This is a genomic window from Trichocoleus sp. Lan (assembly GCF_039961855.1).
GTDB lineage: Bacteria > Cyanobacteriota > Cyanobacteriia > Cyanobacteriales > FACHB-T130 > FACHB-T130.
Window position 1 is genome coordinate 24,499 of sequence record NZ_JAMPKA010000034.1, and the last position, 22,996, is coordinate 47,494.

Here is a 22,996-nt window from a genome sequence, read left to right on the forward strand (position 1 = left end):
CAAAAACGTAGATGAAAGCACCTTTACCCGAAAACGAACCAGAACGGATTCAAGCGCTACAGCAGTATGAAATCCTTGATACCGCCGCAGAACAGGCATTTGACGATCTGACGCTTTTGGCTGCACACATCTGCGGTACACCAATTGCCCTCGTCAGCTTAGTTGATACGGATCGGCAGTGGTTTAAATCAAAAGTTGGCATCACGGCTCAGGAAACTCCTCGTGACATTGCTTTTTGCGCCCATGCTCTCCTGCAAACCGACCTATTTGTTATCCGCGATGCATCCACTGACGAGCGATTTGCCAATAATCCCCTCGTGACTTCCGATCCGAATATCCGGTTTTACGCGGGTGCTACTTTGTTAACGCCAGAAGGCTTGGCACTGGGAACTTTGTGTGTGATTGACTCCGTACCGCGAGATTTGAGTCCCCAACAGCGGGTGGCGCTGCAAGCACTCAGCCGGGAGGTGATGACGCAACTGGAGTTGCGACGGAATAATCGTGAATTGGCACAGGCGATAAAACAGCGCGACAAGGCACAAGAAGAACAGCTTCAATTCTTCACCCTGTCTCTAGATATGCTGTGTATTGCCGGGATGGATGGCTATTTTAAACGTCTAAATCCATCATGGTCAAAGACTCTCGGCTTCACCAATGAGGAACTGCAAAGCCAACCGTTTATCGAATTTGTGCATCCAGATGACCGGGAAGCAACGATTGCCCAAGTGCAACAACTTTCTACAGGTATAGATACAATTTCTTTTGAAAATCGCTACCGCTGCAAAGACGGCTCTTATCGATGGCTGTTGTGGAAAGCAACGCCCTTGTCTGAACAGCAAGCGATTTACGCAGTCGCTCATGACATTACCGAGCGCAAGCGTCATGAAGAAGAAATGCGGAATACCCAGACATTTCTGAACTCAATTGTCGAAAATATTCCCCACATTATTTTCGTCAAGGATGCTCAAGCACTTAATTTTGTGCGTTTCAATAAAGCGGGTCAAAAATTAATTGGTCGTAACCCTGAAGAGTTGCTGGGAAAGAATGACTATGACTTGTTTACCAAAGAAGAAGCAGATTTTTTCACCGCTACCGATCGAGAAGTGCTGGCAACCGGAAAAATTTTAGATATCCCAGAAGAGCGGATACAGACAAAAGATAAAGGTTTAAGAATATTACATACTAAAAAATTACCGATTTTAGATGCCCAAGGAAACTCACAGTATTTATTAAGGATTTCTGAAGATATTACCAGTCGCAAGCAGGCGCAGGAGGATCTGCGAAAAAGCGAAGAATGCTTCCGCTTAGTCGTAGAAGGGGTCAAAGATTATGCAATTTATATGCTCGACCCCAAGGGATATATTGTGAGCTGGAATGCGGGAGCAGAAAGGATTAAGGGATATCGAGCGGAGGAAATCATCGGTCAACATTTTTCTTGTTTTTATGAGCCAGGAGAAAATCAACAAGCGATCGCGCAAAGCGAACTAGAAATCGCGATCGCTCAAGGGAATAGCGTTGCCGAAGGCTGGCGCGTGCGGAAGGATGGTTCGCGGTTTTGGGCGCACGCTGTCGTAACCGCCTTATATGATGACGCTGGAAACCTGCGCGGATTCTCCAAAGTGACGCGGGACATTACCAACCACAAAAGGACACAAGAAGCATTAGCGCTGCAAGCCCGTCTCGCTCACTTCCGCGCCGAGGTGGATTCTGCCCTCACTCAAAGCGACACCCTGCAAAGCATTTTGCAGCGCTGCACCGAGGCAATGGTGAAGTATTTGGACGCAGCATTTGGGCGGATCTGGACGCTCAACCGGGAAGAGAGGATGCTGGAACTGCAAGCCAGTGCTGGGATGTACGCGCAGGTTGAGGGTTTATATCGCCGCGTTCCGATCGGCACCCTGAAAATCGCCAAAATTGCCCAAACTCGCCAACCCTACCTAACCAATTCTGTCGTAGACGATCCTCAGATTCTGGATAGAGAATGGGCGGTGCGGGAAGGAATGGTCGCCTTCGCTGGATATCCCCTGATTATTGAAGGCTCTGTGATGGGAGTGATGGCAATATTTGCTCGTCAACCCCTCAATGAATCTGTTCTCCAGTCGCTGGAATTTGCAGCGGACAGGATTGCCCTGTGGATCGAGCGTAAACAGGCACAAGAGGAATTAAAGCGGCAGAACTTGCGATCGCAATTATTTTCCGAAATTACCCTAAAAATTCGCCAGTCCTTACAACTCGAAGAAATTCTTCAAACCACCGTTACCGAAGTCAGAAAATCTCTCGCGTGCGATCGCGTAGTGATTTATCGTCTGGCAGCCGATAAAACGGGTACCATCGTCACTGAAAATGTCGTTTCTGGTCTGCCCGCCTTATTAGGGCAAACTTTCAGTGCGGAAATCTTCCCCGAAGCTTACCATGAGGACTACTGCCACGGAAAAATCAGGATTGTGGCTGACGTAGAAAATGCTGAGATTTCACCGTGTCATCGGGAATTTTTGCAGCATTTGGCAGTCAAGGCAAAATTAGTCATCCCGATCTTGCAGAAAAACGAACTTTGGGGACTGCTGATTGCCCACCAATGCACCTCACCCCGACAGTGGTCTAGCTTTGAAGTCGAACTGCTGCAACAACTCGCAGACCAAGTCGGCATTGCCCTGGCTCAATCCCAACTCCTAGAAGAAGAAACCCTCCAGCGCCAGGAACTAGAGATCGCCCGTCACCAAGCTGAGTCAGCTTCTCAAGCCAAAAGCGCCTTTTTGGCAAACATGAGCCACGAAATCCGTACCCCTATGAATGCCGTTTTGGGGATGACTGGGCTGCTTTTAGACACGCCCCTGACTACAGAGCAAAAGGATTTTGTTGAAACGATTCGCATTAGTGGAGATGCCCTGCTGTGCCTGATTAATGAGATTTTGGACTTATCCAAACTAGAGGCTGGAGAGATGGATCTGGAAGTTTTAGACTTTGACTTATCTACTTGTGTAGAAGAAGTCTTAGATTTATTAGCTCCCCAAGCTCATGCCAAGGATCTGGAAATTGCTGCCTTGGTCTATCGCAACGTTCCTACCCACCTCCAAGGCGATGTTGGTCGTCTGCGACAAATTCTTACCAACCTGATTGGCAATGGCATTAAGTTCACCAACGCCGGTGAAATTGTGGTGAGGGCAGAACTACAATCAGACACCTCCCTCAATTCTCTTGGGAAGGGCGAATCAGAGGACGTGGTAACGATTCGCTTCTCTGTCACCGATACGGGCATTGGCATCACCCCAGAAAATATGAGCCAATTGTTTCAACCCTTTTCCCAGGTAGACTCCTCTGCCACGCGCCAGTATAGCGGCACCGGCTTGGGACTGGTCATCTGCAAACAGCTCGTCACCTTAATGGGAGGAGAAATTGGCTTTGAGAGCCAACCAGGGAAGGGAAGCAAGTTTTGGTTTACAGTGCCTTTCAAAAAGCAAGCGGAACGGATAACACCACCCATCCAAACTTCTACCAATCTAGCGGGACGGCGTCTGCTAGTAGTTGATGACAATGCCACGAACCGCAAGGTGGTTCGCTCTCAGGCGGCGCACTGGGGAATGCAAGTAGATGAGGCGGATGGTGCTGCCGCCGCCATGAGAGTTTTGCAAGAAGCTCTGGAGTGGGGAATTCCCTATGATGTGGCGGTGATTGATATGCAAATGCCCAATGTTGATGGCATTACTTTGGGCGAGCAAATCAAAGGAAATCCCATGCTGGCTAATTTACCCTTGATTATGCTCACTTCTGCCGATCAGCGAGGGGAGGCGCAACGGGCGACGAAGGCAGGATTTGCTGCCCATTTGATTAAGCCAGTCAAGCCATCTCGCTTATTGGATACCATTGTCTCGATCTTGGGGAAGCAAGAGGAACAGCGGGACAGAGGCAAAGAGGTAGGCAAAGAAGTAGAGGAGAAGAATTTTTCACCCCAACCTTCCCGAATTCCAATTCCCCAAAGCAAGTTGCGAATTTTGCTAGCTGAGGACAATCTGATTAATCAAAAAGTTGCCCTCAAGCAGCTAAATACTTTGGGTTATGAAGCCGATGTCGCTGCGAATGGGAAGGAAGTCGTAGAGTTATTGGAAAAAATTCCCTATGACTTAGTTCTGATGGACTGTCAGATGCCGATTCTCGACGGTTATGAAGCAACGCGAGAGATTCGGCGGCGACAAGGAGGAGGTTCGCGCCGTACCACTGTCATTGCTCTAACCGCTAACGCGATGAAAGAAGACCGCAAACGCTGTCTTGATGCTGGGATGGATGACTATTTGAGTAAGCCAGTATCAAGGGAACAGTTAGCATTGCTAATCGACCATTGGACGAAAGTCATTTTTCAAGATGCAAATGCCAGCAGTGGGGGTGTTGCCACACGGGAAGATGTAGAAACGCGATTCTCGTCTTTACAAGATTTAGTGGATTGGGAACATCTGCATCAACTTTCTGAGGGAAGCAGGGAGTTTGAGTTGGAACTGTTGCAAATGTTCTTCACGGAAGTTCAGGCTCATCTAGAATCGGTGAAAAGAGCGATCGCTATCAATGACTTTGATAGTCTTGCAAAAGAAGCTCATCACATCAAAGGTGCGAGTGCCAACGTCGGAGTAGAGGGGATGCGAAGCAATGCCCAAAAGCTGGAGGAACTCGCCTCCCACTACCAACTTGCAGGAACGACTGAGATAGTATCTGCGTTAGAAACAGCGCTCAGCCGCATTCAATCTTGGGTTAAGGAAATTTAAGGAATTGCTAATTGCTAGAAATTCCCCTTTGCTCCTCTGTGGTGATAACGACTTCCTTCGCAAAGGGGTTGTGAAAAAACGATCCGGTTTGAGGTGGCAGCATGGGATCGAGGACAATTTCTGCAAGACTTTTCCCGACACCTGTTAGGGGAATTGCTAGAATCACTCCTAACAATCCCCCCAATTTCGCTCCGAGTAGGAGAGAGACAAAGATAATCACTGGCGATAGACCTGTCAAATTGCCCATAATTCGGGGTGCGACCAAATTATCTTTTATCTGCTGAAGTGCGATCGCTATGGCTAAGACTTGCAGCGCCTGAAACCAATTGATAAACGCTACCACAATCACAACCGTGGCAATTCCTAAAGTTGCTCCGATAAAGGGAATGATTTCCATCAACCCAATAAAAACCGCAAATACTAGGAAGAATGGCACGTGCAATGCCCAAAATGCGAGGGAAAGAGTCGTTGCCATAAACACACCCAATAACACCTGACCCGACACAAATCGCTGCAAATTTCGTTGCAATGATTCTGTCAAACCATCTTTAATTTTGGATGAGAAAATACTCGTCAGTCCCCGCCAGACTCGCTCACCATCAATGAGCATATAAAAAGAAATAACAAGAATTAGAATTAAGTCAAAAAACCAGTTAAAAGTGCCTAATACTAAGCCAAAGCCTCTAGTCGCGATCGCTTGGGCTTGCGCTTGTACTCGTGCCAACAACTCAGAAGCCAAAATTCGCACGTCAAACGGTAAATTGTGTTCGGCACTCCAAGCTTGGAAGGCGGCTAATTGCTGTTGTCCAGACTCTAGGAGCGAAGGTAAATTTGTCACCAATTGCCGCCCCTGATTAAACACTGGCGGTACTACAGTCAGACCAATGAGTACCAGAGTTAAGCCTGCTATTAAATAAACTAAGATTGCTGCCACACTCCGGGGCAAGAAAGTTTGCAAAACGGCAACAGCATAGTTAAGAAAAAAGGCAATCAGTCCGGCGGTGAGCAAAATGCTAATCAACTCACCCACATATCTCAGAGCCAAAATCGTCACCCAACCGCTTGTCAGAACGAGCAGCCAAGTGATTAGAAACTGTTGGAGGGGTGAAAAGGCACGATTCATCTTTGCTCTATCTCAATGGGGGAGAGTGGGTCGTAGGACTCCTGCTAAAGTTATTTAGAAAAAACTTTGCTTTCAAGACAGCAGCCGCTCTTTGGGGGCAAGCTGTGAAAGTCTTTGCAGAGGATCTTAAACAATTTAACATCCATCTGCGAGGCAACGATAGAGAGGACGGGGTTTGCGCGTGAAGCGATATACTATTTTGTTGTTTGTCTGCAACAGATAAACTTCTGCCTCCTTTTTTGTAGCCTTAGCAAAGGGATGCGCTCTTCACAGCGAAACCGAGATCCCGGAATTCGGAAGAGTTGCCCTAGGATCTCGCTTTCGCTGGCATCTCACAACTCAAATCGGATTGCTATAGCAGTTCTTTTAAGAGCTAACGCTAGTTGTGAGTTTTTATAGGCAATGCGATCGCAAACTCTGTTCCTTGTCCAAACTCCGAAATTACCTCGATTTTCCCCTTGTGCTTTTCAACGATTTGGTAGCAGATGGAGAGTCCTAAGCCAGTGCCTTTACCTACCGGCTTCGTTGTGAAGAAGGGATTAAACAGCTTGTCTCTAATTTGCAAAGGAATTCCAAAACCATTATCTCGAATTCTTACCCGAATATAGTTAGACTTGAACCGTTCCGTGTGAATCAGAATCTGCGATTTTTCGGTTATTATTTTTTTATTTTGGATGGGAAATCCCTTGTTTATTGCTTCCGCTTCTTCCTGTCTCTCATTTTTGCTCTTGGTCTCTTCCAAAGCATCAATTGCATTACTGATAATATTCATAAATACCTGGTTCAGTTGAGCTGGGTAACACTCAACGAGAGGCAAATCTTCATACTTTTTGATTACCTCAATTCCCCGCTTAAGGCGGTGATTGAGAATCAACAACGTGTTTTCTATCCCTTCATGGATATCGACTGGTTTCATCTCAGATTCATCTAACCGGGAGAAGTTTCGCAAAGACAAAACAATTTGCCGAATACGTTCAGTGCCCATCTTCATAGAAGACAGGATTTTGGTAAAATCTTCCGTAAGGAAGTCCACGTCAATTGCTTCAATCTCGTGTTGAAGAAGAGGGGTAGGGTGAGGGTACTGCTGCCGATACAGATGTACTAAATTAAGCAGTTCTTGCGTATAAACGTTAGCGTGTTCCAGATTACCGTAGATGAAATTGATGGGGTTATTAATTTCATGAGCGATACCTGCAACTAGCTCTCCCAAACTGGACATTTTTTCAGTTTGAATGAGTTGAGATTGGGTTTGTTGGAGTTCTTGAAGCGCTTGTGTCAATTCCTCGGTTCGTTGTTCTACTCGCTCCTCTAGTGTCTGACGAGCTAACTCTAGTTCGTGGGTATATTCTCCTACCCACTGCACTAGGCAATTTAGAGAGGTTGCTAATGACCCCACTTCATCCTCAGTGGTAACTGGACTGCGGAGGTCAAAATTAGATTCTTGAGTGATGGCTCTGGCAAGTTGAGTGACTGCTTCGAGGGGACGAGCGATCGCACGAGCCGTAATAATCGCCAACGCCACCGCGATCGCCACTGACAGCAGCATACTCCCAACAATAATTTGCAGCCTTAGTGTCTCGGCTTGCCCAAGCTTGTTTTTTGCTTCTATCTGTTGAGATTCTGCTGTCTCTTTCAGCCTAGTTAAACTCTCTGCTAATCGGTCGAAACTAACAATGATATTAGTCGCTGTTTTGCTTGTGATAGAATTCAAGAACTTTTGCTGCGCTACCGAAATTTCTTCTGTTTTCAAGTTAGCTGGATCAATCTGCCGCCAGAGAAACTTAATTAACTGAGTGTAGGATTCGGTATTGGTTTCATAACCATTCAATAAATTCTTTAAATCTGTAGGCTTTGTTGCTAAATTATCGGGGTAGCTGTCTATAAAAGAGTGGAATTCTGATAATATTGTCTGGCTCCGACTAACACTTGTAAAAAACTTAGCAGTTTCGTAGTCAAACCAAATTGGTTCTCCTAGTACAGTAACCAGCCGCTGTGGGTGCGCTCGCAGTTCACCAACAGCATTTTCTAAGTTACTGAGGAGATTTTGCTGCTTCTCGGCAATTATTAGCTGCTTTTGAGCCTTCTTTTCGTAATAGTCTCCGCTAATTAGACCAATCGTTGTTCCTAAAACCGCTATGCCGATAGCCAAGGAATAACCGTAACCAATTTTTTTGGCTATACTCAAGCGCGGAATGAAGCGTCTTACCCAGTTTGTAGAAAATTTCAAGGTGTTCCCTTGGTTATCTAAGTTAGGCTTATCTGCAACCCCATGTCTTTTGAGATCCATTGAGGAAAGTCTAGAGGTTTAAAAAAACAAGAAAAATATCCAAAAATAGTCGAATCAAGCGATTAAAGCTATTGAACAAAACTACCTTGTCCAATAGCTTTATAGACCTCGCGAATCATATTGTAATCAGCATCATTCACCGGAACTATCTGAGAGCCTTTGTACTTACCTTCCTCGACGGATAAAAGACTTTGAATTAGTTTGTCCTGATTTTTAATTGCGCGATCTCTCATCTCTTTAACGAATTCAGGAGCGAGCTTACTACTAGCAACAAATAAGTCCTTGGGGAGAAGCGGCCCTTTCACGATTAGCGGTAACTCACTCTCAGATAAGCCTTCATCTTGGAGGAATTTCTCATACTTAACAGTAGACCCTCCCCAAGCATCGACCTCACCTTTTTTCAAGGCGGGTAGTCCCTGACTTCCTAACATGAGGATTTTTAGGTCAGATTTAGGATCTAATCCAGCATCAATCAAAAACTTAGTGGGACCCAGATAACCGCTGGTTGAGCCTAACTGCCACATGGCAATTTTTTTACCTTTTAACTGTGCTACTGACTCGATCTTGCTGTTAGCAGAGACACAGATAGCTGCATGGTAGTTTGGTCGAGTGATGCCGATGACAGGAACCGCATTTGTCCTAGCACGCATGATTACATATTCCGAGGGGCCTGTGAGAACAAGATCCAGCTGATCTGACTGTAAGGCGGCGGCGGCGGCGATGTATGTTTCAACGGGAACAAACTCAAGTTTCGTTTCCAGTACCTCCTCTAGTGCCGTCCGCAATCCCCCATAATTACGCTGCAACTCTTCAAGGCTCGGAATCTCGGTTACTGTAAATCGGAGCTTTTCAGGGAAATTTCTGGCATTTGAAGGCGAATCTCTATCATTAGGGTTACTTGCTGCGGTACAGCTTGTGATTAATATTAGGGAATACCAAAAAAAATGGCGGCGACGCATAATTTTTGCCAACAAACAAATAGAAATAATTCTAACTAATTAAAATTAGATTTTGGTTAAGAATAGGTCGTAAGCTATTTAACTCTAATCGTAGAATAAAAAATTAACTTTAAAAGTCTTATAAAAAGGTTTGTCGTTATTAAAGTTGCAGGCATAAGCGGCTGATTTTCTTGCAGAACGCGAGATTAAAGCCGCCCATATTTCTATAAGTATTAACCTTGGCGATAGCGAAGCGCCGACCGGTCGGCGCTTCGCGCTTGTCTTACTGTAGGCGACGATACGACTTTATGGCGAGAGGAATGCGATCGCTTACACGAACCTCGTGTAGCGACTCCATCGCACGTTGTATTCCTTTGCAATTTCTAACAGCCGATTACCACAACGCTGGCACCGGATCTTCTTCGGGTGGTAGGTCTACCTGCGATGGGGTATAAGGATTGCTGCGGGTTGCAGGTTGTTGTTGTTGTTGTTGCTGTTGCGTTACTGGAGGGGTTGTTGCCGTAGGGGTTACGGTTGGAACTGGGCTAACCGTAGTGGTCGGTGTAGGAGAGGGCGATGGTGTTGTCGTTTGACTACCCGCAGGAACTACTTGCCCCGCACTCTCACTACCGAGGGGGAAGCGCACGCCCACGATACCGCCTAAAAAAATAGCAAGAGCTACTACGAAAATCACGCCTGGGATTATTTGATCGCGCATCGCTCAGCGGTAAAGGCTTACTTTAATTCATCTTAGTCGAGTCAAAAACCCTAAGCTGTTCGCTTAAGGAAATAACTTTGTGTATTTTCACGAATTTTCGGTTAGTGCCACTCACCCCACCGACGGATTTCCAGCCTGCTCCGTGAAAAAACTCTGTAGCGGCGGGGGTTTCCCATCCATGCTCACCAGCTTTGCGAAGAAAGATGGTTATCTAAACAGCATAGACTTTAGTCTGTGACCATCCTAGTAAGGTTAAATCTAGGGTAAATACTTTTGTACCACGCTCCAGCCGGTTAACGAAACCCAAGCTAATCCTACGAATAACACTAGATTAGTTGCAATATGAACCGAACGCGCCCAAGCTCGGTTGGGATTAATCAGAATTGCACTTCCCGCTGAGAGCAACACTAATACCACCACAGCCCACCCGGCAATCCAGTGCGCCGAGTGAGCGAGGCTACCATAATGACCTAAGGTGCCGACAATCCCAATGGCGAGCAGCAGCAAGACGAGAGCCACCAGAATTGCGCCAGTGGCGTAGTGAAAAAGACGCAACCATCGCGGTTGCGAACTTCTTTGCTGACGAGCCGCAAACATCCAACTGCCAGTAACTCCCAGCAATAGGTAGGCTAATATCGACAAGCCCATCGACCATGCAGCAATTTTCCAGAGCCAGAGAAAAGAAGGTAGATTCACTCGTTACTTACTTACATTCAGCTACAGCAGCATCTACTTTTCATCTTAAGCTGTTCGCTTGGTGCAATAGCAATCCTACTTTTAGCGGAGAGATACCAGCCCTTCAGCTCCCCGACTTCGGAAGAGGTGCCCTAGGATCTCGCTTTTACGAATCATAATAGGACTGCTAGATCGCTGAGAAAAAAGAATTTGTCTATCTACGTATACGAGAATTAACCAGTTAATTTCCCGAAAAGCTAATCGCTAATTGCTGAAAATCCACTAAAAAAGAGCTGTCGCTTATGACAACCCTGAAATTACTGAATTTTTTCAGCAAAACTAGCCAATATAAGCGGTTGTTAAAGATTCTACGGTTTCTAAATTTCTCTTTTTCTGGATTTCAAGCTTTCGGGTATTATCGTTGTTTTCTTGATCGTGTAGGTCGATTGTATTCAACTCGGAATCATTGCCTTCACTGATACACAGGCGATCGCAGGGAATGGTATCTGAGAGGATGGCACTTGCCATCATCCCTGTATGAATTTCCAGATTCGCTTCGGGCATTGCTTCAAACACTAAGCGTTGTCCTGGAAAGACAACGCGCTCAAAGTACCAGTTCGGAATGTTAGAGATCCGAGCAATTTGAATGTGGCTTGTAGCATTAACGTAGCAGCACAGAATGCGATCGCTGTTACCAGAAGGAAGGGGATCGAGTATTTGAGCCATAACTGCTGAGGAGCTTTGCGCCACTGCCTAGGATTACCATAACTAAGCTAACATTCGGCGATCCCGGCTTGTTGTAAACACGAATACCAACTGAATATTCTGGTGAGATATCCCCCCAAAGTTAGAGGAAAAAATTCCCGTTTTAGTAACCTTTGCTACTGGCGATTGTAACGGCAATTTTCCGTGCTTAAGCTTCCGACTCGCATATGACTCCCGGTAAAAATACCTCCCTCACGTCTCATGCCAGCATTGCCAGATGAAAATGCAAGCGAAGCCAAGGTTTTTCCAGGATAAGCAATGAATTGGTGCTGAATTTTGACTTTTTGTTGAGAACCGGCTGCCACTAGAGATCGATTTTGCAGTGTTCGGCTTTCTTTTTTGGCTCCAGAACCAAAATCAGGGCAAGACTAAGGATAGTCAATGTTATCGTAAAGTTATATAAAGACCTTTCAGAATCATTTCATTTATAGATACAGAGGTGCTGCTGTCGCCAGTAAGTCCTGCGGGTCAATGGCGGATTCACATCTAGTCGCTAAAGATACCAAACATGGCTCGAATCCTGAGAGCAAGTCATAGCCAGAATAATTTTTGACAAAGCGATCGCATTTGTCGCTTTCAGTCTCAGTAGTAGTAAATTTAGATACAAAAAACCACGATGAATAATCGAATTCTCTACGTCCGCCTCCCCTGCAACCCGATTTTCCCTATCGGAGTGGTTTACTTATCCGATCACGTACACAAGCAATTCCCAGAAGTCGAACAGCGGATCTTTGACTTAGGAACCGTGCCGCCTCTGGATTTCACTGGGGCGTTGGATACGTGTGTTGATGAATTCAAACCCACATTGCTGGTATTTTCCTGGCGCGATATTCAGATTTATGCGCCCGTGGGCGGCAGAGGTGGCAACCCACTCCAGCACGCCTTTGAGTTTTACTACGCCAAAAATCCGCTGCTGAAATTGCGCGGGGCACTGGGAGGGTTGCGCGTCACCACGGCATACTACACCGAACTGTGGCGCAACCTGGGATTAATCAAACGGGGACTCAAACGCGCTCAAAAATATCATCCAGAAGCCAAAGCCGTTGTCGGTGGCGGTGCTGTGAGCGTATTTTACGAACAACTCGGTAAGAGTCTGCCATCTGGGACAGTTGTTTCAGTGGGTGAAGGCGAAGCGCTGCTGGAGAAAATGCTGCGAGGGCAGGATTTTCGGGATGAACGATGCTATGTGGTGGGAGAGACAACGCCACGCGATCGCATGATCCACGAACGTCCTACGAATATCGAAAAAACCGCCTGCAATTACGACTACATCGAAACCATTTGGCCTGAGTTTCAATATTATCTGCAAGACGAAGATTTCTACGTTGGCGTGCAGACAAAGCGCGGTTGTCCCCACAACTGTTGTTACTGCATTTATACAGTGATTGAGGGCAAGCAGGTACGGATTAACCCAGCCGATGAAGTTGTCGCAGAGATGCAACAACTTTATAACCGAGGGATTCGTAACTTCTGGTTTACTGATGCTCAGTTTATCCCAGCTCGGAAATTTATCGATGACGCCGTTGAGCTATTGCAGAAAATCCTCGATGCTGGGATGAAAGATATCCATTGGGCAGCTTATATTCGGGCAGACAATTTAACGCCTGAGTTATGCGACTTGATGGCAAAAACCGGCATGAACTACTTTGAAATCGGCATTACCAGCGGTTCCCAAGAACTTGTGCGGAAGATGCGGATGGGCTATAACCTGCGAACCGTCTTAGAAAATTGCCGCGACTTAAAAGCAGCAGGCTTCAACGATTTGGTTTCCGTCAATTACTCATTTAATGTAATCGACGAAACGCATGAAACGATTCGCCAAACCATTGCCTACCACCGGGAACTAGAGCGGATATTTGGTGCAGATAAAGTCGAACCGGCAATCTTCTTTATTGGTTTACAACCCCATACTCATTTAGAAGAATATGCCTTCGAGCAGAATGTCCTTAAACCCGGATACAATCCCATGAGCATTATGCCGTGGACAGCCAAAAAATTACTTTGGAATCCAGAACCCCTCGGCTCATTCTTTGGGGAAGTTTGCCTGCAAGCATGGCAACAAAACCCCAACGATTTCGGGCGAGAAGTGATGAAAATCCTAGAGGAAAAACTTGGTTGTGCCGACTTAGAAGAAGCCCTTGCGGCACCGATTCAGCCAAAAGAAAAACACCTAGTTACGGTATCTTAGCTTCATAAATAGCTAAGTAGCGATTGCCCACCCTAGCCTGCATTGCTCTTCTTCCCTTGCTCTTTGCGTCTTTGCGGTTCATTTAATAAAACCAAAATTATGTTAGAAGGCTCCATTCTGCAACAGCTAGAAGTTGCCCACAGATCGAGTAAAAGACCAATTCGATTTGGGGTGTACTACAAAAACACCCTCGTTGCCCTGTGCCATGCGCTAGAAGACCACATCTTAACGGAGGACAGTTCTCCCTTGACCATTGCCGCTTTTCAAAGAGGCAAATGGTATCTGCAAGAAGCCGAGCGCTATGGAGACATCGCACAGAAAGCAGGTCAGATCGCGATTATGGCGGCGTCAGATTCGGGGTTTACCGAACACCCAACTAGCCAACGCCCAAACGTGGATTTAGTGGGCTTAGATCCCTCCGATCCGGTTGCCCAAGAGTGGCACTTAATCATCTTTTCGCCGACGTACACGGCGATGGTGCTGTGTCAAGAGCTTTCGGAAGAAGATTATGGTGCAGCAGGGCTACCCGCGTCTGACTTGGAGCGCAAATTCTATGGGCTGTGGACGTTTGAGCCAGAGTTAGTGAAAGAAACGGTGGATATAGCGATCGCCCATATTGGTCGCTACAACCCGGAACTAGAGAAAAAACTCATCGCCTGCAAGGAGTCCATACAGCTCTCCTTAGGAACCCCTCACAATCTCGGTGCAGTGGTGTCTTCCGTAGTGGAGTATCTCCAGCATGGGCAAGATGATATATCAACCGGCACCAATCTAGACATCCCCGCCGGATCTCGCCAACAAGCGCTGGATCGGAACTTAGTTTCCAACGAAATCCAGGCATTCTTGCGGATGGCGCAACTCATGGATATGGCAGATGTCACTAACCCAATGGCAGCAGCAGAAGTGGTAGCGTTCTCCGAAATGATCGGGCAAATGCTCGATTTACCCGCTTGGCAAATGAAACGCCTGCGCCTTGCCGGGTTGCTGCACCGCATCGATCCGTTGCAGGGGGCGGAAAGTGTATTGGCTGCGGCTAAGTCGAGTCGCTACGACGAGGAGGCACCGAGTTGTGCGCTGACTTGTCCGTTGGTCCCAGGAGCGCAAGTATTGAGAAGAATGTCACAATTGCGGGCAGTTGCCCAAATCGTCACTCACCAAACCGAGTGGTGGAACGGAACGGGTGAGCCAGCCGGGTTAGCGGGTGATGAAATTCCCTTGGAATCGAGAATTTTGGAATTAGTCTCAGACTTTCAGTGGCGACTGGCGCAAGCAAGAAATGCCAATCCCGACAGCGAAGAGAATTTATCCAAAGCTTTAGAAGAGTGTCGGCAACAACAGGGCGATCGCTTCGATCCCAAATTGGTTGAAACTCTATCACTCCTCGTCATGGGGATGCAACAGGGTTTGACTCTACCTGTCACGCCCACTAAAGTGACGGCGGGAATGTGGCTCTTGGATGCAAATCTCTATGCCGGTACAGCAGTGCAACCTTCATTAATGGGCAATGGGTAATGAAAGTGATGAGTTATGAGTTTTGAGTGAAAAGAGAGCTTTTTAATGCCATACTTCAGACGCGATAACCGCAAGCCTTTTACAACTTAAAACTTTTTTCCTCATTAGCAATCCTTCAATTAGCAATTAGCAATTAGCAAATGGACATTGAAGCAATTCGCTCCGGCAAACTCAAGCAACTGCCAGGTACAGATTTAGAAGATGAAGATTTTTCAGGAGTAGATTTGCGAGGTATCAATCTCGCCGGTGCCAACCTCGTCGGCACAAATTTTAGCGGCTCCAACTTGGAACGCGCCCGTCTTGATGGCGCAAATTTAATCGAAGCGCAACTTGTAGGCGCTGACTTGCGGGCAAACCTGCTGGGCGCTAACTTGATGCAAGCTGACTTATGCGGTGCTGACTTGCGCGGGGCAAATTTGCGAGGCGCTAACTTGATGGGAACCAAGCTCACTCAAGCGTCTTTTGCTGGTGCCTTCTTGAGCGGTGCCAACTTAATGAGTGTCAACTTGCAAGGCGTGGATTTGCGGAGCGCTGACTTGCGGGGTGTAAACTTGAGCGGTGCCAATCTGCAAGGTGCAGACTTAAGCCAAGCGGATTTACGTGGCGCTTTGCTTAGCGAAGCAAATCTAGAAGAAGCAGACTTGCGGGGTGCAAATCTTGCCGGAGCAAATTTGACAGGAGCAAATTTGCTCTGCGCTGAGTTAGATAGTGTTAACTTAACTGGTGTAACTTTGGATCGAGCTTGTTTGACTGGAACCTGTGCGGAGCGCATGGCTTCAAAAGCCTGAGAAAATCTCTGCTGCTAGCGGTTCTCAGTGGACTCAAAAAACCTAATCCTCAGCCCCTTCCCACCTCTCCCTAACCCTCTCCTACAAGGAGAGGGAAGCCGAATAAATGTTTTCTACGGGGAAGGGGAGCCAGCCCCTCTCCAGCCTAAAAAAAATTAATCTTCCTGCCTTGTAGGAGAGGATTCGGGAGTGAAGAGGATGCCGGGGAGCGAAAAGTTTGAGCCTCGAAAAGCTTTACTTCATCTGTACATTGCGGTGATGATCGACGAAGCGAACCGACTACTGAAACAAGGAATTGAGCAATATCAGACGTATGTAGAAACAAAGGTTCTTACATCTCTACAAGAGGCAATGCAGTCTTGGCAACAGGCACTTAGCCTCTGTCGAGGCAGCGAAGCGAGTATCGTTGAGGGAGCGGCTTTAGGCAATTTGGGGGCTGCGTATAAGGCTTTAGGAGATTTACCTCAGGCGATCGCATTCTATCAACAGCACTTGAGTATAGCTCAACGTATCCAAGACAGGCGCGGCGAGGCAAATGCGCTAGGAAATCTGGGAAATGCTTACTACATTCTCGGTGAGGATACACAAGCGATTGAGTACCAGCAACAACGGTTAGCGATTGTGCGGGAACTCCAAGATCGTCCAGGTGAGGTGCAAACGCTCTCGAATTTGGGGGCGGCTTATCATTCTTTGGAAGAACATATAAAAGCGATTCTCTGCTTTCACCAGTCAAAAGCGATCGCCAAAGAATTACAAGACGTTCGAGGGGAAGGACAGGCGCTTAAAAATCTCCGACTTGCTTACACCGCCCTCGGAGACTTGCCGGCGGCTCGCGATTACCAGCAGCAGTATCTGACAATCATACGGGAACTGTTGGCAGCAGCCAAGGCAGATGACTTCATCAGCGGCGCGAAGATGCTGGGCATCAATCCATCTGAGGATTTTGCTGAAGCCGACTTGAGTGGTGTTAACCTCCGCAGCGCCAACCTCCGCAACGCTGACCTCAATCATACCAATCTCAGCAATGCCGATCTCACCTTTGCCGACTTGAGCCGTGCCAACTTAAGCGGTGCCAACCTTTCCCATGCCTGCCTTTGTAATGCGAATCTGCGGGATGCTCATCTGTTGCACGCGAACCTTACTCAAGCAGATTTGCGGACTAAAATGCCCCGTGCCAATTTAACTAGTGCCGACCTTAGCGGTGCAAATTTAACCAGTGCATACCTTCCCAATGCCAATTTGACGAATGCCTCCCTGACGGCTGCCAATCTCAGCGATGCTGATTTAAGCGGTGCTAACTTGAGCGGCGCAAATTTCAAAGATGCTGAGCTTAAGCGTGCCGATTTCAAGGGTGCAAATGTGGAGGATGCTTTGTTTGAAGGAGTTTTGGGGCTTTCTGAGGCAATGAAGCTCGATCTCAAGCAGCGAGGGGCAATTTTTGAGGAGGACTAGCGATCGCTTCGCTACCTCAGCGTCACCACTCCAGCTATAAAATCAGCCACTAACCGCAGCATTTTCAGCCACTGTAAACCCATCAAACTTTCTTGAATCACTGCTTCAGCAACAACGATAAGATTAAACTTTTATCTATCCACCAATCTTTTTCTGCATAAATATTAAAAATTTTCAGTCTTTTTTTTATATAAATTGTCTAGATTTAATCATAAATCACTCCAACGATTAAACCGCAAATATTTGGTTGTTATTATAATTCAAAGAAAGCCTTGATTAATTTTCATACTTGTTAAGCGGATGTTTCATTCAATAAATCCAGACAACAATTTTAGGTTGGACGGCGTTTACACTTGTCCAGTTTGTCGGCACGGTGAGATTGCAGCAATGCCCTTAATGGAGGCATGGGCTTGTAACTTTTGCAATCATATTTTCACTGCCGATCCGATTCAACAATCTGTGAAAATGGCAGATAGCGCATCACCAATAACTTGGCGCTGGAATGGTCGAACTTGGCAAGGTGCCCATCGTAAGGGGAATGAGTTGGGTTGGGGTGTTGGGTTGGCAGCAGTTGCCTTAGTCTTATTACCGGCTACTCTTGTTGCCTTGTCTACCTACTTTTTCCCCCCAATACCCGGTACTCCCTTATCTTGGGTGCCTACTCTTTGGATTGGGTTAACCTTTTTAGCTCATCTTGCTTTTGTCGTAGATGTTGTTGTTGAGTATTATCAATTTCCAGTCTTTGCTTACGTCAACGCAATCCGACGACATCTGTTAAAAGGAACAAATTTCTAAGTTGCTAGGACTCAACATTGTTCAACTCAACCTCAACAGTTCGTTTTCCCACCGTTACGCGATCGCCGGAAACTAACTGTCGTCCTCGCCGGGTTTCCAGGGTGCCGTTGACTAGAACAAAACCCTGTTGAATCAAAAGCTTAGCTTGCCCACCCGTCTGCGCCATCCCTACCCACTTTAAAAACTGATCGAGCTTAATTGTGCTGTCATTTACCGCCATAAGAAGTGTTGCACTCCAACGTAACCGTATTATGCTGAGGGCTAATATAGCAATCCTAATTGATATGGGAATAACAGTTTTTGGGTAAGTGGTAAAAAGTTTTAAGTTGGAAAAGACTTGCAGCGATAGCGTACAGCCCTTTGGGCATGAAAACAGCGAAGCGAGGCGTTAGCCTAGCGCTGACTTGTCACTTCGCGTCTGAGTTTTGAAAGAAAAAACTCTTTTGCTGCCTCAAAACCCAACCGAGCGCTACAGATTTACCACTACCAAAAATTTCAGCAGTTGCGCCAAGCTACATTAACCAACCAGAAAAGGAGGAGTGGATGATCGTTGAGAAGGATGAACTGCTGGAGCGATATGCGGCGGGAGAACGAGATTTTAAAGGTGCAGACTTAATTGGAACCGATCTTAAAGGCGTAAATCTGAGTCTAGCGAACTTCCAGGAGGGATCGCTCAGCGAAACTGACTTGAGTGGAGCTAACCTGAGCCAAACCTCTTTAATGGAGGCAAGTTTAGGCACAGCCAATCTCAGTGGAGCAAATTTGAGCGGGGCGAATCTTAGTGGAGCGAATTTGTTTCGGGCAAATCTCAGGGGTGCCAATTTGAGCGGGGCAAACTTGAAAATGGCAGATTTGACAGAAGCAGACTTGAGCGGGGCAAACTTGGACGGAGCAAACTTGTGGGGGGCTTACCTGACGGGCGCGAAACTAGACGGTACCAACCTGCTAAAAGATACTTATTCCTAAATTTACTGCCGAATCGGAATTTCGATGACGAACTCGGTTCCCTGCTCTGGTGCTGAATTACACTTCAAAACGCCGCCGTGTCTCTCGACAATGATTTGATAGCTGATTGACAAACCCAGCCCCGTGCCTTTACCAGTGGGCTTTGTCGTAAAGAAAGGTTCAAAAATTCTAGTGCGGATTTCTTCGCTCATTCCGGGGCCATTGTCGATAATCCGGATACTTGCTTTTCCGTTGTCGAGGACATCGGTACGAATCCGAATACAAGGCAGGGGAGCCGGGGAAGAGCCGAGCAAGGAAGAATGTAGCATCTCCTGTGCGCTGCCTCTTCGCGCCTCTGTCTCCTCCAGGGCGTCAATCGCATTAGAAATGAGATTCATAAATACTTGGTTGAGGAGTCCGGCATAACACTCTATGGATGGCAAATCGCCGTATTCTTTGAGAATGGCAATCCCCGTATTGACTCCTCTGGATTTCAAGCGGCTGTGGAGAATCAGTAGAGTGCTGTCAATGCCTTCGTGGATATCAACTGCCTTCATCTGGGCTTCGTCAATCCGCGAGAAGTTTCGCAGGGACTGGACAATTTGCTGAATGCGGTCAGCCCCGATTTGCATGGAGGATAAGGTTTTGGGGAAATCCGAAATTAAAAAATCCAGATCGATTGCCTCAGCTTCCTCTTCAATCTCAGGCACTGGCTGGGGATAATGTTTGCCATAAAGCTGTAGGAGGTTTAGCAAATCTTGGGCATATTGATTCGCATGAACCAGATTGCCGCAAACAAAGTTAACTGGGTTGTTGATTTCGTGGGCAACCCCAGCAACTAACTGCCCTAGACTAGACATCTTTTCACTTTGGATCAGAAGCGTCTGGGTTTGTTGAAGTTCGCACAGAGCTAATTGCAGATGGTTCGCTTGTTGTTTGAATTCTACTGCCGATGCTTTTAAGGCTGCTTCAGCAGATTTTCGTTCGGTGATGTCGGTGACGAAGCCTTCGCAGTAGAGTAAGGCACCCGCGCGATCGCATAATGTATGACCGAAGCACTGCTCGTCCTTAGTGTATGCCACACTATAGCTGCTTACCGTTTCGTATTGCTTTGCAGATCGCAGCTCTTGGCGTACTGCCCGTACATTTTCCGAAATCCAGATGATGCTGCCGTCTTTTCGATAAACCTGAGACTCAAACCCACTCACCGAACCGTGTTCTTGCAGTAAATACAGAAATTCGTCACGCCGATTGGGATCTACATACAGCTGGCGCTTGATGTCCGTCAGATGGGCAATTAGTTCCTCTGGTGAAGCGTAGCCGTAAATCCTTGCCAGTGCTGGATTCACACTCATGTAACGCCCATCCGGGGTTGTCTGAAATATTCCCTCGACAGCGTTTTCAAAAATACTCCGATACTTTTCCTCTGCTTGCTGCAAAGCCTCTTCCACCTGCCGACGCTCGGTGATTTGCTGCGCTAGTTCTCGATTGGCTTGCTGCAACTGCATCGTTCGCTTGACAAGCTTTCTCTGGACTTTTTTCCACCGCTCCACCCAGCTAGAAGCATCAATTGGCACATTGTCACGGCTTAGGAACATGGGACGTCTCAGAGTTTAGTTAGCCAATACTCGTAGTATGAAACCATCCGAGAAATTACTGGGTGATAGCACTCGCGTTTGAAGTGTGATCTTTTATGTGATGATTTGGTGATATAAATCCATTTTATTTGTGATGTAGATCGCTGAAATTACGGAGACAATTGTTGTACCTGGAACGTTATTTCAGTCAATTGCGATGTGGGGAGAAAAATTGATACTGGGATTTCGACTTTTTATGAGTAGATTGAAAACGCTTAGTTTGGTTGGCGCGATCGCGATTATAGGGAGCGGCATGGAGTTAAAAGCGATCGCTGCCCGGTTAACAAATTGGCGATTTGACCCAGCGCTGAATCAGTTAGAAATCACTCTGGATGAGGGAACGACGCCGCGTTATTTTCTTCTGGCTCAACCGTCTCGGATTGTTCTGGATTTACCCAATACTCAAGTGGGAATGGTGGAAACTCAACAAAGTTACTCTGGCCCAATCCGCCAAATTCGAGTCTCTCAGTTCGAGGCTGGCATTACCCGAATAGTGCTGGATCTCGCACCAGAGGTAGTTTTATCCCCCCAACAAGTGCAATTGCAAGTAGAACCTGGGAATCGCTGGGTATTGCGTCCCCTGATTGCTGGCGTTCTCGCTCCAGAAGCAGTGCCTCCCAGCAGGAGCGGGGTTTCTCCGTCCCTGCCTCCCCCTATCTTTCCAGGGAACCCAACGCCGGGTGTCGTGAGCGTGCCGTCTCTGAATAACTCAAGTACGTTACCCAATTTAGCGCCGCCAACGGTTCCTCCAGGGAGAATTGCGACGAATAATCCTGTGTTGGTGAGCGTACCTCCTCTTTCTGGCGCGATCGCTACAGCACCACCAGTACCCGTGAGGCAGCCTCAGTCTTCCTCTGTCACCAGAGTGGTTGAATTTGGTCAACCGTTGCCGATGGAGGAAAATCCCCCCCCAGTGCCTGCAAGGAGAACCAGAGTAGCCCCAGTCCCTTCTCTAGAAGCGGGTGCGTCCGTACCCATGTCTATACCTGCCACACCGACAACCGCCGCACCGAGAACCACCGCCTCTCCAATGGTTATCGTGCCGCCCCTACCTAAGACGGCGACGGTTGTGCCCGATCCTTCCAGCTCCACATCGGCACCGATACAAGCGCCAACGGCATCTCTAAATCCAGACATTCTGCTGCCTTCTGGCACTCCGCTGAGCCTGCGTTATCCGGGCGACAAGGTTTTAACACTGCGAGATGGTGTCTCGCGCCAGGAAGTGTTGCTGCTAGAGGAAGAAATACGCGATCGCACTGGTAAACTTATCGCCCCAGTTGGTACGCAGGTGATTGGACGCTTTGAGATCGACCGACGCGGCAGTCGCTTTATTACCCAAGCGATTAGCCTGGGTGGACGCAATTTTCCCCTTCTCGCCCAATCAGACTCCCTAGACGGCAACCGTCAAGTTTCACAGAACCGAGTTGTCCGGAATTCTGCCATTGGCGCTTTAGCCTTAATTCTATTAGGAGGCTTTTCAGGCGTCGGTTTGTTGGGAGGCGCTGCCGCCGGTGCTGCCACCACCTATCTGACAGCTCCTCAAACCGCTATTATTCAACCGAATCAAATACTGCAAGTTCAGCTCAGCGAAGATTGGCGGTAAAGTGAGTTGCTAATGGCAAACAAAGGCGATCGGTAATGGGTTATTGGAACGAACAAATCCCGATTACCAATCCCGATTACCGATTAGCCATTAGCCATTCCCCTTAGAAATTATTTGTTTCTGGTGGCGGTGCGCCTGCTCCTGGCTGATTCAGGAAGAAATTCTGGGCACCATCATTCTGATAGATGCAGCGGATATCTGGTTGCCCGTCCAAACTGCCGGTATAGCCAAAGGTGTTCATCCGGTTCTTGCAATCCCGCACCTGATCTGCTGTTACCAGCTTTCTTTGTTCCAAAATAGACCAGTTGTTACTACGCAAAACACAACCCGGTCGCATATTGGGCTGCGAAACGTAAACGTTAAAGGGATTTAGGGTTACATAGACGCGAGTATCCATCACCATCGCGCTGGCTCCAAACTGCACGCAAAGCTCAGGATTCGGCGCAGCACGGTCAATGAAATCACGCGATGCGACGTTTTCTGGGCTAAACGTCGCTGTAGAGCTAAAGCCAATCCCTACCCCGATTCCCAGAACGAAGACGCCGCCGATCAAAGCGATGGAAGTGTAATTGAAAGGGGATGATTTAGCGGATTTAGGGGCACTATAGGGAGTATCGGCAGGGTATCTAGATTTACGTTTCATCGTCGCTTAGGTAATTTCACGCCTACTGGACAGGGAGTAATCAAACTGCTCTCCTTTCTCCCAGTATGGCTATAGATTGTGCCGCTAGGCGGAAGGGAAGAGAAGGGGAAAGAGGAAGGGAAAGGGGCAAAGAGGCATCGAAGAGTTTGAAACTACAGTTTCCCAGCTACCAGAAG

General features: G+C 47.3%; 17 protein-coding genes. 8 read left to right on the forward strand and 9 right to left on the reverse strand.

The window, feature by feature from the left end; translation table 11 throughout:
- Window positions 1-11 precede the first annotated feature (11 nt).
- A complete protein-coding gene (locus tag NDA03_RS23645) occupies window positions 12-4,751 on the forward strand; it encodes a PAS domain S-box protein (protein WP_348239313.1) in 4,740 nt (1,579 codons plus the stop codon).
- A 7-nt stretch (window positions 4,752-4,758) separates the two neighbouring features.
- On the opposite strand, the gene NDA03_RS23650 is transcribed toward NDA03_RS23645, so the two are convergent.
- From NDA03_RS23650 to NDA03_RS23675, 6 genes are all read right to left on the reverse strand, one after another.
- Complete coding sequence (locus NDA03_RS23650; protein ID WP_348239314.1) at window positions 4,759-5,874, reverse strand: AI-2E family transporter; 1,116 nt, start codon at window positions 5,872-5,874, stop codon at window positions 4,759-4,761.
- 379 nt (window positions 5,875-6,253) lie between these two features.
- The gene (locus NDA03_RS23655; RefSeq protein ID WP_348239315.1) at window positions 6,254-8,161 is read right to left on the reverse strand and encodes an ATP-binding protein; all 1,908 of its coding nucleotides are present in this window, start codon (window positions 8,159-8,161) and stop codon (window positions 6,254-6,256) included.
- Window positions 8,162-8,229: 68 nt separating this feature from the next.
- Window positions 8,230-9,120, reverse strand: coding sequence for a PhnD/SsuA/transferrin family substrate-binding protein (locus tag NDA03_RS23660; RefSeq protein WP_348239316.1), 891 nt, complete (start codon window positions 9,118-9,120; stop codon window positions 8,230-8,232).
- A gap of 373 nt (window positions 9,121-9,493) precedes the next feature.
- Window positions 9,494-9,817 (reverse strand): hypothetical protein, encoded by a 324-nt coding sequence (locus NDA03_RS23665; RefSeq protein ID WP_190526401.1) that lies wholly within the window; start codon window positions 9,815-9,817, stop codon window positions 9,494-9,496.
- A 258-nt stretch (window positions 9,818-10,075) separates the two neighbouring features.
- Window positions 10,076-10,513 (reverse strand): DUF4079 family protein, encoded by a 438-nt coding sequence (locus NDA03_RS23670; RefSeq protein WP_190411781.1) that lies wholly within the window; start codon window positions 10,511-10,513, stop codon window positions 10,076-10,078.
- A 318-nt stretch (window positions 10,514-10,831) separates the two neighbouring features.
- Window positions 10,832-11,218, reverse strand: coding sequence for a DUF1830 domain-containing protein (locus tag NDA03_RS23675; protein WP_348239317.1), 387 nt, complete (start codon window positions 11,216-11,218; stop codon window positions 10,832-10,834).
- Between the two features lie 655 nt (window positions 11,219-11,873).
- Here NDA03_RS23675 and NDA03_RS23680 point away from each other — a divergent pair.
- The 5 genes from NDA03_RS23680 (at window position 11,874) to NDA03_RS23700 (ending at window position 17,992) form a co-directional block, all read left to right on the forward strand.
- Complete coding sequence (locus NDA03_RS23680) at window positions 11,874-13,445, forward strand: photosystem II high light acclimation radical SAM protein (RefSeq protein WP_190526405.1); 1,572 nt, start codon at window positions 11,874-11,876, stop codon at window positions 13,443-13,445.
- Between the two features lie 99 nt (window positions 13,446-13,544).
- Complete coding sequence (locus tag NDA03_RS23685; protein WP_348239318.1) at window positions 13,545-14,957, forward strand: DICT sensory domain-containing protein; 1,413 nt, start codon at window positions 13,545-13,547, stop codon at window positions 14,955-14,957.
- A 140-nt stretch (window positions 14,958-15,097) separates the two neighbouring features.
- A complete protein-coding gene (locus NDA03_RS23690; RefSeq protein ID WP_190411776.1) occupies window positions 15,098-15,745 on the forward strand; it encodes a pentapeptide repeat-containing protein in 648 nt (215 codons plus the stop codon).
- Between the two features lie 198 nt (window positions 15,746-15,943).
- Entirely contained in the window at window positions 15,944-17,197 is a 1,254-nt protein-coding gene (locus NDA03_RS23695; RefSeq protein ID WP_348239319.1) for a pentapeptide repeat-containing protein, read from the forward strand.
- A 300-nt stretch (window positions 17,198-17,497) separates the two neighbouring features.
- A complete protein-coding gene (locus NDA03_RS23700; protein WP_348239320.1) occupies window positions 17,498-17,992 on the forward strand; it encodes a hypothetical protein in 495 nt (164 codons plus the stop codon).
- 4 nt (window positions 17,993-17,996) lie between these two features.
- Here the strand turns inward: NDA03_RS23700 and NDA03_RS23705 are convergent, their stop codons facing one another.
- Entirely contained in the window at window positions 17,997-18,212 is a 216-nt protein-coding gene (locus NDA03_RS23705) for an RNA-binding S4 domain-containing protein (protein ID WP_190429907.1), read from the reverse strand.
- A 323-nt stretch (window positions 18,213-18,535) separates the two neighbouring features.
- On the opposite strand from NDA03_RS23705, the gene NDA03_RS23710 reads away from it, so the two are divergent.
- Window positions 18,536-18,958 (forward strand): pentapeptide repeat-containing protein, encoded by a 423-nt coding sequence (locus tag NDA03_RS23710; protein WP_190984958.1) that lies wholly within the window; start codon window positions 18,536-18,538, stop codon window positions 18,956-18,958.
- A 2-nt stretch (window positions 18,959-18,960) separates the two neighbouring features.
- On the opposite strand, the gene NDA03_RS23715 is transcribed toward NDA03_RS23710, so the two are convergent.
- Window positions 18,961-20,535, reverse strand: a complete 1,575-nt coding sequence (locus NDA03_RS23715) for an ATP-binding protein (protein WP_190425591.1) — start codon at window positions 20,533-20,535, stop codon at window positions 18,961-18,963.
- A gap of 235 nt (window positions 20,536-20,770) precedes the next feature.
- On the opposite strand from NDA03_RS23715, the gene NDA03_RS23720 reads away from it, so the two are divergent.
- Complete coding sequence (locus tag NDA03_RS23720; RefSeq protein ID WP_348239321.1) at window positions 20,771-22,177, forward strand: AMIN domain-containing protein; 1,407 nt, start codon at window positions 20,771-20,773, stop codon at window positions 22,175-22,177.
- 103 nt (window positions 22,178-22,280) lie between these two features.
- Here NDA03_RS23720 and NDA03_RS23725 read toward each other — a convergent pair whose 3' ends face one another.
- A complete protein-coding gene (locus NDA03_RS23725; RefSeq protein WP_190434040.1) occupies window positions 22,281-22,820 on the reverse strand; it encodes a DUF3172 domain-containing protein in 540 nt (179 codons plus the stop codon).
- Window positions 22,821-22,996: the final 176 nt, after the last annotated feature.